General features: G+C 50.9%; 10 protein-coding genes. 7 read left to right on the top strand and 3 right to left on the bottom strand.

From position 1 onward, the window contains the following. Positions 1-6 precede the first annotated feature (6 nt). The 4 genes from E1189_RS20995 to E1189_RS20980 are packed head-to-tail and all read left to right on the top strand — an operon-like array spanning position 7 to position 4,251. Positions 7-834: an enoyl-CoA hydratase/isomerase family protein gene (locus E1189_RS20995; protein ID WP_155163130.1), complete on the top strand. Its 828-nt coding sequence runs from the start codon at positions 7-9 to the stop codon at positions 832-834. Beyond that, positions 831-2,789 (top strand): acetyl/propionyl/methylcrotonyl-CoA carboxylase subunit alpha, encoded by a 1,959-nt coding sequence (locus E1189_RS20990; RefSeq protein WP_155163129.1) that lies wholly within the window; start codon positions 831-833, stop codon positions 2,787-2,789. Before E1189_RS20995 ends, E1189_RS20990 begins: the two co-directional genes overlap by 4 nt. After that, entirely contained in the window at positions 2,786-3,418 is a 633-nt protein-coding gene (locus tag E1189_RS20985) for a TetR/AcrR family transcriptional regulator (protein ID WP_155163128.1), read from the top strand. The genes E1189_RS20990 and E1189_RS20985 overlap by 4 nt, the downstream gene beginning before the upstream one ends. Then, positions 3,415-4,251 (top strand): SDR family oxidoreductase, encoded by an 837-nt coding sequence (locus tag E1189_RS20980; RefSeq protein ID WP_155163127.1) that lies wholly within the window; start codon positions 3,415-3,417, stop codon positions 4,249-4,251. The genes E1189_RS20985 and E1189_RS20980 overlap by 4 nt, the downstream gene beginning before the upstream one ends. 936 nt (positions 4,252-5,187) lie before the next feature. Here the strand turns inward: E1189_RS20980 and E1189_RS20975 are convergent. Continuing rightward, positions 5,188-6,684 carry a hypothetical protein gene (locus tag E1189_RS20975; RefSeq protein ID WP_155163126.1) on the bottom strand — a complete coding sequence of 499 codons (1,497 nt, stop codon included), beginning with the start codon at positions 6,682-6,684 and terminating at the stop codon, positions 5,188-5,190. A gap of 354 nt (positions 6,685-7,038) precedes the next feature. After that, on the bottom strand, positions 7,039-7,974 hold the full coding sequence (gene rssA, locus E1189_RS20970; protein WP_329602153.1) for a patatin-like phospholipase RssA: 936 nt from the start codon (positions 7,972-7,974) through the stop codon (positions 7,039-7,041). Between the two features lie 107 nt (positions 7,975-8,081). Here rssA and E1189_RS20965 point away from each other — a divergent pair, with 107 nt between their 5' ends. From E1189_RS20965 to E1189_RS20955, 3 genes are all read left to right on the top strand, one after another. Further along, entirely contained in the window at positions 8,082-10,379 is a 2,298-nt protein-coding gene (locus tag E1189_RS20965) for an alpha/beta hydrolase (RefSeq protein WP_155163124.1), read from the top strand. A 216-nt stretch (positions 10,380-10,595) separates the two neighbouring features. Then, a complete protein-coding gene (locus tag E1189_RS20960) occupies positions 10,596-11,831 on the top strand; it encodes a multidrug effflux MFS transporter (RefSeq protein WP_155163123.1) in 1,236 nt (411 codons plus the stop codon). Between the two features lie 553 nt (positions 11,832-12,384). Next, complete coding sequence (locus tag E1189_RS20955; protein WP_196221548.1) at positions 12,385-13,095, top strand: hypothetical protein; 711 nt, start codon at positions 12,385-12,387, stop codon at positions 13,093-13,095. On the opposite strand, the gene dgt is transcribed toward E1189_RS20955, so the two are convergent. Further along, positions 13,074-14,537 carry a dGTPase gene (dgt, locus tag E1189_RS20950; RefSeq protein ID WP_155163121.1) on the bottom strand — a complete coding sequence of 488 codons (1,464 nt, stop codon included), beginning with the start codon at positions 14,535-14,537 and terminating at the stop codon, positions 13,074-13,076. The genes E1189_RS20955 and dgt overlap by 22 nt on opposite strands. Between the last annotated feature and the right edge of the window lie 37 nt (positions 14,538-14,574).

Below are 14,574 nucleotides of genomic sequence, written 5' to 3'. Positions count from 1 at the left end.
TGACTTATGTCTTTACCTGATTGCTCAACCCTGTTGCTGTCCCGCCAGGGGCCTGCTCTGGTGATTACCTTTAATCGCCCGGAAGTGCGCAACGCCCTTAGCCTTTCCACGGTGCAGGAGTTGCTGTCTGTTTTTGATGCTGCGTCCATCAACCCTAAAATTCGTGCCATTGTGTTGCGAGGTTCTGGAGGGCACTTTTGTGCAGGTGGCGATATCAAGGACATGGCGGCTGCCAGAGCCAACCTGAACAAGGATGACTCTGATCCCTTCTATGAGCTGAACCGCACGTTTGGTCAGCTGCTGGAAGCCGCTGAACAACTCCCGCAAGTGGTGATCTGCGTGCTCGAGGGCACGGTGATGGGAGGCGGCTTTGGTCTGGCCTGTATCTCCGATATTGCTCTGGCGCACAAAGACGCTCGCTTTGCCCTGCCCGAAACAGGTTTGGGAATTCCCCCCGCACAGATTGCTCCGTTTGTGGTGAAGCGCATCGGCCTGACTAAAGCCCGCCGCCTTGCCTTACTGGGTGAAAAGTTTAACGGAGAGGAATCGGTTGTTCTCGGAGTCAGTCATGAAGTGTACGACACCACGGAGGCATTGGATGCGGCTCTGGTCGATATTCTCACCAAAGTACAGCGTTGCGCCCCTGGCGCTAATGCCGTCACCAAAAAGTTGATGCTCTCTGTTCAGGAAAAGCCCATGAAAGAGTTGCTGGATGGTGCAGCACGGGATTTCTCTGCGGCAATCCAGGGGCCGGAGGGTCAGGAAGGTACTATGGCCTTTATGCAGAAACGCCTGCCCGCCTGGGCGGAGCCAGAAACGGAGGCTGATGGATGAGCCAGTTCCATAAAGTATTGATTGCCAACCGTGGGGAAATTGCCTGCCGGGTGATTCGCACAGCCAAGGCCATGGGTTATCGGACAGTAGCCGTGTATAGCGAGGCGGATGCCGATGCGCCCCATGTCGACCTTGCCGATCAGGCTGTTTGCATTGGGCCTGCACCGGTGAGTGAATCCTACCTTCGCATCGGCAATATCATTCAGGCGGCACACACCTCCGGGGCGGATGCCATTCATCCCGGTTATGGTTTTCTCTCTGAGAATGCAGACTTTGCCACTGCCTGCAAAGATGCTGGTATGACGCTGGTTGGCCCTCCGCCAGAAGCCGTTGCCCTGATGGGCAGTAAACGTCAATCCAAGATTGCCATGGAAGCGGCGGGTGTACCTTGCATTCCCGGGTATCAAGGGGATAAACAGGATGACGACACCTTACTGAAAGAGGCCCAGCATGTTGGTTTCCCGTTGATGGTGAAAGCCTCAGCCGGTGGCGGTGGCCGGGGTATGCGACTGGTGACCGATGATTCTGATCTCGCTGAACAGATCAAAAGCGCCCGCAGTGAGGCCACCAGCGCCTTTGGCAGTGGCGAGCTGATTCTGGAGCGCGCTATCCTTGAGCCTCGCCATGTTGAGATTCAGGTATTCGCTGACCAACATGGTAATGTCGTATATCTGGGTGAGCGGGACTGCTCCATTCAGCGTCGTCATCAGAAGGTTGTTGAAGAAGCACCTTCCCCTGCTGTGGATGAGGAGCTTCGCAAGCGTATGGGTGCTGCGGCCGTTCTTGCGGCTGAGAGCTGCAACTATGTGGGCGCAGGCACCGTAGAGTTTCTGCTGGATACTGATGGTAGTTTCTACTTTCTGGAAATGAACACCCGTCTACAGGTGGAGCATCCGGTCACTGAACTGATTACCGGCACCGATCTGGTGGCCTGGCAGCTGGATGTGGCGGCAGGCAAGCCTCTGCCCCTGACTCAGGATGACATCGTCCTCACCGGTCATGCCATGGAGGTGCGCCTCTATGCAGAAGATCCGGCTGAAGGCTTTATGCCCCAGACAGGCCTGATCCAGAGCTGGCAACCCGCTTCTGGTGAAGGCGTGCGTATCGATGATGGCATACGTACAGGGCAGGAAGTTACGCCTCACTACGATCCGATGCTGGCGAAAGTGATTGCTTACGGCAAAGATCGTGATGAAGCCCGCCGCCGTTTAATTCGCGCGGTGGAAGATTCCGTACTCACCGGCGTGCATACCAACAAAAACTGGCTGGCAGCCATTCTTAAACATGAAAATTTCGCGGCCGGACTTTCCACTACCGCTTTCCTGAATCAGTTTGGTGAAGAGGAAAGCCTGCAGCCTGTTGCACCGTCCCTGGCCATTCAGGGCTTAGCAACTTTGCTTCTTCGCAAAGGGATGAGCTCCCATTCATGGAATAGCAATGGGCAGATCCGGTTTGCATGCAGGCTTGGGTCAGGTGACCAGAAAACCGCACTCACACTTATTAATGGCGAAGGCGGGAACTGGACGGTATCGGCCGAAGAGGATAGTGCAGGCTTTACACTTCATAGCGCGAATGAAACCACTGTTTTGTGCACCGTTGCTGGTGTACGACAGCGTTTCACCTACACCCTCAGTCATCACGGACTCTGGCTGAACACGACAACCGGCTGTTATCACTTCCAGGATCACACCCATGTCGCTGCCAACGCAGAGAGTGGTGAGGGTTCCGGAGAAATCCGGGCCAGTATGGACGGCTTGATTGTAGATGTGCTGGTTGCTGAAGGAGAGGCTGTCAGCCGAGGACAAACCGTGGTGGTTCTGGAAGCCATGAAGATGGAGCATCCGTTAAAAGCCGCCTGTGATGGCACGCTTTCGGGCCTTTCGGTGAGCTCCGGCGATCAGGTTAAAGTGCGCCAGATTCTTGCAACAGTGTCCAAGGATGAAGCGGCCGCATGAAGATATCTTCCATAACAGAACCCGACAGCCCCCGAGGCCGGTTACTGGAAGCTGCAGCCAAGCTGTTTCGTAAAAAAGGCTATGACCGCACAACAGTTCGGGATATTGCTAATGAGGTAGGCATCCTGTCCGGCAGCATATTTCATCACTTCCGTAACAAGGATGAAATTCTGCGGGCAGTGATGAGCGATTGTGTAGAGAACCTGCTCTCATCTATGGCTGATGCACTCAGGCTGGCCAAAACACCAGAGCAGCGAATTCGCACCATGATTCACTGTGAACTGGAAGCCATTCTGGGGGAGAAAGGCAACGCGCTGACGGTACTGGTATTTGAGTGGCGCGCCTTGTCGAAAGAGAGTCAGGGATCATTGCTGGATCGTCGTCATGACTACGAGCGCCTCTGGCAAAAGGAGTTAATGGCTGCAGCAGAGGCAGGTATTACCCGGCGGGCGATTGATCCTCTTATCCTGCGCCGATTTCTCGGTGGCGCCCTTTACTGGACAAGCAACTGGTATCAGGAAGACGGCGATTACAACCTCGAGCAGCTGACGGATCAGGCTCTGCAGTTTATTAAAAGTGATAACAAGATCTCAACAGATTCTGAGCAGCAACTGGAGTTCTCACTATGAATGAGCGAACACTCAACAAACGCATCATTTTTATTACTGGTGCCAGCCGGGGTATTGGCCGAGCTATTGCCTTGAAGTGTGCCAGCGAAGGCGCGAATATTGTTATCGCTGCCAAATCCGATGAACCTCACCCAACGTTGTCAGGTACCATTCACAGTGTGGCAAAAGAAGTGGAAGACGCAGGAGGCCAGGCACTGGCCTTGAAAGTGGATGTGCGGGATGAGGCTCAGGTTCAGGCAGCCATGAAACAGGCCGCCGACCACTTTGGTGGAATTGATGTGCTGGTAAATAACGCCGGTGCCATCAGCCTGACACCGGTAGAGACCACGCCAGTAAAAAAATATGACCTGATGAATCAGATCAATTCCCGTGCGGTGTTTGTCTGCTCTCAGGCCGCACTGCCTTATCTGAAAAAATCAGAAGGCGGCGGACATATCCTTAATCTTTCACCACCATTGAATCTGAATGAAAAGTGGCTTAAGCCTTATGCGGCCTACACCCTCAGCAAATACGGTATGACCATTCTTACTCTTGGCATGGCCAGTGAGTTTAAGCGCTACAATATTGCGGTAAATTCCCTGTGGCCTCGCACCACTATTGCCACAGCCGCACTCGCCAGTGTTGGGGGTAAATCCCTGAACGCCAAGAGCCGCAAGCCGGAGATTATGGCGGATGCGGCCCGGGAGATTTTTGTTACGCCTGATCGTCTTCTAACAGGTCAAGTTCTTCTGGATGAAGATCTTCTTCGGGAACGGGGTATGACGAACTTTGTTCCCTATGCCTGTGATCCTGAGAATGCAGATAATCTGTTTCCGGATCTGTTTCTGGATTAACATCCCAGTCATAGTCATAGTCATCTTCATCAACAGCAGGGCTAATCCATCTGAGAACGCCCCGTTGTTCATTCTCGATTCTGTCCAGAGCTTCCCTGGCTCTGGACAGATCTTCATGCACCAGTACCAGTTTTTTCTGCACTCTCAGGCCGTAGTCCCCGGCTCGAATAAAGTAATACAACGCCCCGGCCATAAGCTGAGCAACCAGATAATGGGTCGCGCTGTCATAGCGCAGCTGCTCTGTTGTAGAGAAACCAGAATCGGCAGGCAGATCATGGGAGAGCCGTTTCATCCACCAACTTGATCCATGATTCTGTTTCAACTGGTGCCAGTTTGCATTCGACACAGAAAAGGTCAACAAGCCAAATAGCTGCCCTGCGCCCATGGCCTCCATGCTGTACTGAATATGGGAGTATATATCCACATGACGACCATGGCTGGTCATGCGAACCAGCTCATAGGCCAGGGTCATCGCCATAGCTGTGTAAAAACTGCTCATGCCTGAGGTGCTATAGAAGCTGTAATCCCTGGCCATCACAGTGCTCATCATTCGTGCAAGCAGGGTTGATAGTGAACCATCTAACAAGCTCAGAGCAGCTGTGGAGGCCAGGGACATTAAGTGTGTCACTTCACTGCCGCTATCATTTTTCTCCAGAGTGCGGGTAAGATAATCAATCTGCCCCAGTACTTCGGCTTTTAACTGAGCCAGCTCGTACTGCTGCTCCCAGACTCCGGGATAATCGGCTCTGGCATATCCACCAGCTATTAATCCCAGCCAGCACAAGATTACACAGACACTTTTTATTGCACAGGCCGTTCTTATTACTTTCACGCTTTTGCCTTACCCCCAGCTAATTGTAATTGGACAACAGGTACATTCGTCCGAGAACAGAGTGTAGAAAGGAATCCACCCATTACTGTAAAACTTGGTTACCCCTAATGAGCTTTATCTCCCGGTGACCATCCTCGACGCTCATGATATTCAAGCGACAGTGCATCAGAACTTTCTGGCGGTTTTTCCCAACTAAACCGTTGCACCGCAATAATATCCTGCCCCCTTCCCGTTGCATGTTGTTGTAGAAGTGATTTTATCAGTTTGAGTTTTGGAGGTAGTTCATAGGGGCTGTTATCTGTCGCTGATATTGTTGGTAACGCAGCTATAACTGGCCGACTCGCAGTTGATTGAAAGACAGATCCAGCACCGGCCAATGGAGGCTGGGAAACCAGCGCCTCTTCTTTCTTAGAAGAAGGCTTCAGGGTGTCCATACCACTCATAATTGAGTCAAGTAAATTATGCGACGGCTTGGGAAGTTCCACTTTTACTGGTGTTCTGGACGGCTGGACTTTGAGATCGGGAGTAATAGCCTCATCAGAAGCGGGTACCTTTGGGGAAGAAGGACTGACTATTTTCTCCCCGTTCGGAAACGTCAATAATGTCTCCGGTTGCTGGTGTCTGGCCTTTCTCTGTTGTAAGTCTTTAAGAGCAGTGGTTGACCTGAGTGCGGTCTTCTTTAAAAGTGCAGCCTGTTCTGCTGAGCCTTCAGAGAAGGAAAAATTCCTGACATCCTTTCGCCATGTTGGTTTCATTCCCAATTTTATATTTCCACCGGCACGCATCTCCGAAGTTCTCAACCAATACGTAGCCAGTGTTCTTTCACTGTCATCGAGGAAATCCCGATGCAGTGCAGCATTAAGGACAAACTTAATATGAGGAACAAGCAATGGATCCTCTTCCAGATCTGAGTCTCCCATATCCCCAAGCGTAACCCTGCTGACACATTCAAAGTCCATATCTGCATTATGTAAACACACTTCCGCCCTATAGAGTGTTTTCAGAGCCAATTCCTCCCCCCCTTCACTGGGTGGATCAGGATCAGGGTAAGCAGATAGAAATAAAAACTTTTTCACAAACTCCGCATCATCATGGGGTAACAAATCTGCCTCTTCTTCCAGTTTTTTTGACGAATTGGCTCGAGGAAAGGGAATTGCTGGCTTTGTTCGCTGCTTGTATCCGGAAGCCAGACTCTGGTATTCCTTCTCCCAGTCAAATGGTGTCAGCCATTTTGAAAGCAGGCGTTTATTCACCCATTCCAACGACAGTCGGAGGTGTGCCTCCTGCTGTTTAGTAAGGGCTTGCTGGTTTATCAGGTGAATCATATGTGCCAAAGCTGGCAGCAAAAGAGGATCACGTTCGCTCAGATAGGTTATTAACTCCTTATCCGCATCGTCAGGCAAGTTCAATTCACTACTTCCTTCCAAAAAATAAGGGTCCTTGTACCCGTAATCTGTAAGCCAGTCCTGCAGGTGTCCTTTAAAGTCCACAAGCAGGACATGCATAGTCTGATAAGGAAAAAAGCTGGGAGGGAGTGGGTGAAGCTCTGGGTAAGCGACTTCAAAAAGATTAATACGGTATTTCTCCGCCTCTTCTCTCATAGAAGTGAGCTCAGGGAAGGATTCAGTCCATTCAATGAATTTTTCCGAATCCAGCAGCTCCTCAACCGGTAAGGGGTCCGGAGCTACTGTCTGTAACCGCCTTTCCGGTTCTTCAACCGCACATCCAAAAGTACTGAACAAAATCAGTGGCAGCAAAAGAGCAACGCCTGAAACAGACAGAACATTTTTCAGCCAGAAAGGCTTTGTCCTGCACTCCTTCATAGAAGTTGCCAAGTGTCTTTGTTGTAAAGCGCCTGCAGTCATACTGTCCGGAAACAACTCTTACTAACGGGACGGCTAGTGTAGTTTCGAACTTAGGATTCGCCAGATATAGTCTCTTCCAATATGATCAGCTTATGGCATAACTTCCAGGGGTAAACCACTGATATCAAGAATACGACTGCGAGCATTGGCCACAACCGCCTGCCCTTCCCGAATAGCATCATGTGCTCGCTCAAAGTCCGTCATACCTATGTCACTGACCCGTGGCGATAACAGCACATCCGGTGGATCTCCCGCCATACGGCTGCGAGTAATGCGATCCTGCATAATGTTGATAGACGCAGCCATCACATCCATGATGCCGGGGTTATCTTCATGGCACTCGTTACGGCTGACCTGCTTACTGGTGGCGGAGGCCAGCCATGATGTAATCCGCTGAAACGGGTTAGACTCGCCATCGCCCGCCCCATCAACAGAAGCCTTGTCTGCCGGAGGGTTATTGCTATGACGTCCCACCAACTGCGTGTTCAGGTCCACTGCAATCACAATATCCGCACCAAGAGCACGGCAGAGAGAAACAGGAACCGGATTCACCAGGCCACCATCCAGCAGCCAGCTACCATCCTTACAAACCGGGCGGAACAGCCCCGGGAATGTACAGGACGCCCTTACGGCTTCCAGCACCGAACCGGTTCTCAGCCAGTGTTCCTGACCGGTCTCCAAGTCGGTAGCCACTGCACCATACAGGCATTCCATCTCCTCAATGCGGGTATCAATGCCCGTCTCTCGAAAAAAACTTAACAGTTTATCACCCCGGACCAGTCCGCCAGCCAGACTGACATCCACCAGCCCCCACACATCCCGGCGATTGAGGGAGCGCACCCACTGTTCAAAGTTTTCAAGGTGACCAAGGGCACTCACAGCTCCTACTAAAGAGCCAACGGAACATCCTGCATAGACATCCGGTTCGATACCCAGCTGCCGCAGCTCTTTCAACACGCCGATATGGGACCAGCCTCTGGCTGATCCTGACCCTAGCGCTACGCCGATCTTTTTACCGTGAATCACACGTCCTCCTTCCTGAAGCCACAGGGTTTACAGATGAAAACTGGCGTAAGCCACCAGAAAAAACTAGGTTTATTTCCCGTGAAAAGTAATGGAATGTAACGCCATCTGTGGTTTATCTTCAAGATGCAACATGGATTCTCCGTATAAGGGTGATTCAGGCAGTTTTTATCTGTTTATTGGTATTACTGCCGGGTATAGCACTGGTTTCTGCGCAAGAGTCAGACACACCGGATGAAGAGCGTCCTTGTAAAGAGGAGCGCCTGCAGCTCGAGCAAACCCAACGCCTGCTGAATGCTTCACCACAGGCACTGAAAAGCAGGGGTTACATCAAACGGTTTCCTTTCCCGGCGAAAGACAGGCTCATCACCGGCGTAGCAAAACAGCTTGTCATTCCCGGAGCCCTGCTGTTTGCCGGAAATTTCAGCCTGGGATTTTTATCCCAGCAACTCAACCAGGCTATTCCCAGCGAGCCCATACGCCGACTGGCTTATCCAATGCTGACTCTCCTCTGGGATCAGGTGCTCTCACCGTCCCGTTCACTGTCTGATGCCTTGTCCCGGGGGGCTCCTGCCATCATAGATGGTGCACTGATACTGGCCACCCAAAATGCCAGCTGGGGTGGACAACTGTCATCCCTGTTCCGCACATCTTCTCTGTTGTACAGCTCCTACCGGGTTCTGGAAAAAGACCTGCTTCATGAGCTCCACAAATGGCAAACCTATAACACCAAACCCATTAACCTTGAGGGAGACAACCTCCCTCAGGGGCTCGCGCTTTTTCTTGAAAGAGGCCACCCTCACCCCGAGCTTGGCGATACACGTCTGGCAATAATTATCCCGCTACTGGAAGAGCACAAACTGGTACCAGCAACCGCCCAAACCCCCATCAGCGCCCTGAACAATCTTGCCGCTATTGTTCAGAACAACGGCATTCGGGCTCTTTATCTTTATCCCTCCAATAACAGCGAGACGCTGGAGCTGTCTACGCAAGCCTGCAAAAGCGAGTGCTCCGATGATGTAAACCTGATTCCACTGCCTACTATACGAGGCAGCTGGTGGACGACACTGGCCAGTAACTACCCTGCCTATGGCAACACCACGCCGCTGCAGATTTTTGATCCGTTGTCGCCTGCCCTTCTGGAAGCTATCGCCGGGTTTTATCAGGCGGATATGACCTCTGTTAAGCACCCTTTGACTGTTAAATCCTCCCAGTTGCTCGTTCGCGCCCAAAAGCGATCGGGGTTGTCAATTCTCAGCGCCAAAGGTCATTTAAATATCTGGCTGGTTGCCGGAGAGTCGGGCATTGTGCCCGGTTACCGGAACCCACTTCCCAATATTTCCCTGCAGGCTACGGAAACGTTTCGCAGTAGCATAAGGCATCTGGAAAAACATGTTGAGGAGCCTGTCGTCCCTGGCTGGGCTCATTTGCCTCTGCAACTGGCCCGCCTGTTTGTCCTGGCAAAAATACAGTCCTGGAGCTGGATGCAGGGCGTGAACACCGGCATAGGTTTAGAAGCACGGCAAATCTTTCAGGGTATAAAAAGGAAGTGGAAGCATACGTTTATTCCTCAGCACACAGACCGTATGACAATCACTTTTAACGATGGTCAGAGTGTGACAGCCAACCTTATTCTCTCTGCACAGCCACAAAAAAAACTGATTGTCCTGTTTCACCCTACCCGTGGTTCATCTGATGATATTGCCAACAGCGGCTACTTCGGCCTGACAAAAAAAAGGGGGATGACAGAAAGTGATATTCCCGATCTGCCGGAAGGGGTAACACTCAAAGAGCCAACCAGACTGGGGAACTACCTGAACAACCATGGGTATGATGTTTTCTGTGCAGAATATCGTGCCTATCGAAAGGAAGGCACGGCTGGTAAGGATTACCTCTATCCCGACAAACGGGATCAATTTTACAGTGACACCGTGGAATCCTTCGATGCCATACTGGCAAAAGGCCGGGAGCTTTATGGCGAGGATGGTTACGAAACGGTGCATGTTGTCGGATATTCTATCGGCTCCTGCGCAGCCAGCCATCTGGCTCGTGTACGGAAGGATAAAATTCGCGATGTCACCCTGCTGGCTCCCTTTCGCAAGCTGACGGAAATCTATCGTAAGTTCATCTATGTTCCGATTCCTTTTGTGGATTTTCTCCTCAAGTTTCCCATGAACAATCAAATAGAGCTGGAACAAACGACAGTGCCTGTTCATATTCTTCATGGGGAAGACGACAGAGTTATTTCACCCGTTTACAGTCAGGAAATGGCCAGCCACCTTCAGCAGGCTTTTGGGGATAGTCACCGAGTCACCCACAAAACGTTCCCGGGCTTAAAGCACGATGGCCTTTTGAAGGATGCTGAACTTATGGATCATATGATCAAAATATTCTCCGGCGAGATTTAAGTAAGTTAGCAGGTTCCTGATCACCCAGATCGATGCGTAATAATAACCACAGAAAATAAATTGACAATTTACTGACAAAACACTTTAATAACGTTCATTACAATTCTGCAATACCTGCAAGACACTGATCTGCTTCCTTGTCTTATCGGGCTTCACCACCTGAACAACCTTGCATTGAATCGCTGTCCTTATTATTTAACCACCCTAGAGTGAACTATGACTACCAAAGCTCCCTCCCAAGGGTCATCCAGCCTTCCGAACCGGCTGGGTGACCGGGAATTCGCCTTACTGGCTGCACTGATGATGGCCCTTATTGCTGTGGGCATTGACATGATGCTACCGGCCCTCCCTGAAATCAGCTCTGATCTCGGTATTACCGGCACAAACAACCAGCAAATGATTATCACAGCGCTGATGGCCAGCTTTATCGTTGGTCAGATTATTTTCGGACCATGGTCAGATAACGTCGGAAGAAAACCCCTGGTCATTCTGGGCAGTGGATTCTTCATTATTGGCGGCCTGATCTGCGCTACGGCAGACACACTGCCTGTTATGCTGGCTGGTCGTCTGGTGCAGGGACTTGGTGTTGCGGCTCTTCGTATTCTGGTACTCAGTATGATACGAGATCTGTACGAAGGCGCAGCAATGGCTCGCATGATATCCCTGGTGCTCTCTCTGTTTGTATTGATGCCTTGTCTGGCACCTATGATTGGCCAGATAACACTGCAGACGAGCGGCTGGCGTATGATTTTCTTCCTGCAAGTCATCGCATCCGCACTGATTCTGGCATGGTTCTGCCTGCGTCAGCCGGAAACTCTGGCACAGCAAAACAAAAGGCCGTTCAGTTTAAAAGGGCTGGTTGTAGGAATGCGGGAAACCTGGAAACACACAGAAACACTGAGCTATACACTGGCTATTGGTATGGTGACCGGTGTTTACTACAGCTACCTGTTTTCAGCACAACAGATGTTCCATGATGTTTTCCACGTGGGGAACAAATTCGTCCTCTATTTCGCAATGCTGGCGTTTATGTACGGTCTTGCCAACCAGGTTAATGCGCGGCTTGTTATGCGTTTTGGTCCGAAGAAGCTCGTGCGCATTGCCAGTACTGTCATGATCGTGGCCAGCCTGGCGATGCTGTTCAGCAGTGAATTTTACGGAACCGAACTGCCGCTGACACTCTTTATGGCCATCATGCTGGTTGTCTTCGCCTGCAACAGTTTCCTGTTTGGCAACCTCAACTCGTTAGCCATGCAGCCTTTAGGGCATATGGCAGGCATGGCCGTGTCTGTGATCAACCTGCTCAGTGGTGTCGTGGCATGGATGATTGGCACCTACGTAGGCCATCTCTTTAATAACACGGTGATCCCTTTTGCTATTGCCGCAATTATTTGTGGTACGGTTTCCTGGGCCGCCATACGACGAGGTGGCCGCCAGGTAGCTACTGCGTAATCCGACAAACTACTCAGTCCCTCAATAGCTTCTTCACAGGCCTTTTTATACTTGTCAAAAACGGCCTGGGAGAAAAGACGTGCCCGGTGCGACGCCGGGCTACGCAGCGTAAGGTTTTTTAGGTGTGGTTTAGCTCTCGAGGAACCACGAAGGGCAGACACAGGAAAAACCATCCTCGTTGTTATAGGTACTATCTGGATTGACAGGCTTCTCACGAATACCTCCTCCTGATACCTGTCTATGCAAGAGAAGATTCCCATTATCATCTTTAGCATAGAGGTAAAATGTGGTTACACGTTCCTCAAGACATAGAGCAGAAGTCACACTTCACCGCCCTCCTTACCACTTACGAAGCCAATGCCGGGCTAACGGCCGCACCGTATGTCGAGTAAGACGGTATTACCAAGATACGGCTAAACAACTGAAATTTTCTTCACACCAGCTCCAAAGAATAAAAGAAGAGGATGCGCTGAAGCTTCTATCCAGCCAGCCTCAACTGGTAGAAAAAATAGCCAGAGTGAAACCCCGCATACCCGGAACCAGAACCCTCAAGTTGTTAGGTAAAGGAGGGTCAAAATCTTGTTACCTTATCCGGTTCAAAGATGCAGACAAAGCACTGCTCACACTTTCTGCGCCGGAATATTTTAAGTACGAGAGGATGATAAAAGAACCGGCCAGCAGCAAAATCATCAGGCGCCTGGGACTGGATTCAAGCTGTCAGTATGAACTGGTCAATGTCCCCTATGGAAGCACACTGGCCCCTGGGATTTTAACTACGCCATTCCAACAGCAAGGTGGTGTGATCTTCGAGCTCAATGGGCCTTCAAACTCATCACTCCTTGGGCAAACTGTAAATATCAAAGGCCATGCTACCAAAATAGAAAGCATCAGCAGTGACGAGGATTATCGGGCATTAATTGACACAGTCTGCAAAGAAGTGGCCCTTCTGGAAAAAGAGCACATAAGTATGAGAAGAGACAGTATCAATCTGCATTTAACAGAAGAAGGCGTTATACGGCTCTTTTTCTTTGATTTTGATGGCCTAAATATCGATCCAAACCAATGCACTTCAGAGCGAGGGATCAAATGGTTTGCAGAGCATATCGCAAGCTGTCTGAATGAAGCATTATGCGATTGCTCGCATCAATGCTCACAATACCTGCAAAGCTTGAACTATGAATCCGCAAAAGCAATGATTGCCGAAGGCATCAAGCACCATTTGGCCACTATGGGACAAAACACTCAAATGGCCGAAAGACACTGATACTCATCCAGCACGAAGTTATCTGTCATCCCGCTCATATAATCAATCACCAGCCGGCAGCGGTAATACCATTCCAAAGCTGGCTGGTCATCTGGCGAGCCACTCAGTCCCTCAACCGCTTCCTCGTAAGCTTCTTTATGCTTGCCGGATAAGCGGTGATACAAGCGCTGGGCAATAAAGTGTCGGCTGGGTTCGCCGTTTACGATATGGGTAAACTCTTCCCGGCTTATATCCAGCAGCGGACGATAAATATCCATTAAGCCCATCAAGGCGGCGTAGCCTCGCAGTTCGGGGGTTTCCACTTCCGGTTGGCTGAATACGTGGCGGCGAGCGACCCATTTCAGGGTTAGCAGTGCGAGATGTTGTTCTGAGCCGCCATCAATCAGAGGCTCGTCAAGGCTGCCGTCGAAGACCTCCTGATGGCGCTCGCAGTAACGCCTGGTGGCGTAATCCACCAGATCTTTCGAGAGCTTGGTACGAAAGCGAGTGATAAACAGGTGAGAGGTGGCATTCTCATCCAGCGCCCGCTCCACAATACCGGGCAGATAACGGCTTACACCTACACCCGCTCTTCGACATTGACTGTCCCACTCTTCCTGCAGCAATGCCTGAAGTTGGCGAAGGTCAAGAATGCCTTTGTCTACCGCGTCCTCCAGATCCGCAATGCAGTAAGCAATGTCATCTGCCGCTTCCATAATGTACACCAGCGGATAACGGTGGCCGGGAGCAATATCGAGATGCCGCCATATCATCTCCAGCAATGGCTCTTCACTGTAATAACACCCCGGCTTTTTGTGGCGATAGGTGTAACCCTTATCGGCTTCGGTTTGCCAGGCAGGGCATGTGTACTTCACCAGTGCGGCAATCTGCGAGCAGGTGAGATTCAGCTTTTGCAGACTGTGAATGATGCGCAAGCCCTGGGCATTGCCTTCAAAGTGGAGCAGGTCGGGTAAGAGTTTCTCTTCAAAGAGCGGAGTTGCAGCCTGAGAACCTGCTGCCTTTTCAAAGCAGGGGCGGGCGTGTTTTTCCATCCAGTCGTTGATGGCGGCCTCACCAAAATGGCCGAAAGGTGGATTGCCCACGTCGTGCATCAGGCAGGCCATTTCCACAAGGTTGGTGAACGCCGTTTCTATACCTTCCAAACCCAGTGATTTGAGCTGACCATTTTCCTTAAATTCGTTGAGAATAGAACGGGAGATAAACCGCCCGGTTTGCTGTACCTCCAGAGAGTGTGTCAAACGGCTGCGCACAGCGGCATTGGTTTCGAGGGGATAAACCTGGGTTTTCTGCTGAAGTCTGCGAATGGCGGCCGATTGAATCACTCGGCCACGGTTACTTTCCGTTTCCTCCACAACATCCCGGCCTTCAACGGTTGTCGGGCGTTGTCGTCGGCAGGTGATTTTGTTGCGATAGCTTATGGCACTGCTTTTGGAATGACTCATGGGCGGCTCGTTTGAGTGCTTTCATCTCCCAAACAAT

The organism is Parendozoicomonas verongulae (assembly GCF_009711465.1).
GTDB lineage: Bacteria > Pseudomonadota > Gammaproteobacteria > Pseudomonadales > Endozoicomonadaceae > Sansalvadorimonas > Sansalvadorimonas verongulae.
Note: the sequence above shows the minus strand (reverse complement) of the source record. Positions and strands in the feature narration are given on the sequence as shown.

Excerpts from the sequence above, each read along its gene's own strand:
- E1189_RS20995 (WP_155163130.1), top strand. The coding sequence starts at position 7 with ATGTCTTTACCTGATTGCTCAACCCTGTTGCTGTCCCGCCAGGGGCCT.
- E1189_RS20990 (WP_155163129.1), top strand. The coding sequence starts at position 831 with ATGAGCCAGTTCCATAAAGTATTGATTGCCAACCGTGGGGAAATTGCC.
- E1189_RS20985 (WP_155163128.1), top strand. The coding sequence starts at position 2,786 with ATGAAGATATCTTCCATAACAGAACCCGACAGCCCCCGAGGCCGGTTA.
- E1189_RS20980 (WP_155163127.1), top strand. The coding sequence starts at position 3,415 with ATGAATGAGCGAACACTCAACAAACGCATCATTTTTATTACTGGTGCC.
- E1189_RS20975 (WP_155163126.1), bottom strand. The coding sequence starts at position 6,684 with ATGAGAGAAGAGGCGGAGAAATACCGTATTAATCTTTTTGAAGTCGCT.
- E1189_RS20960 (WP_155163123.1), top strand. The coding sequence starts at position 10,596 with ATGACTACCAAAGCTCCCTCCCAAGGGTCATCCAGCCTTCCGAACCGG.
- dgt (WP_155163121.1), bottom strand. The coding sequence starts at position 14,537 with ATGAGTCATTCCAAAAGCAGTGCCATAAGCTATCGCAACAAAATCACC.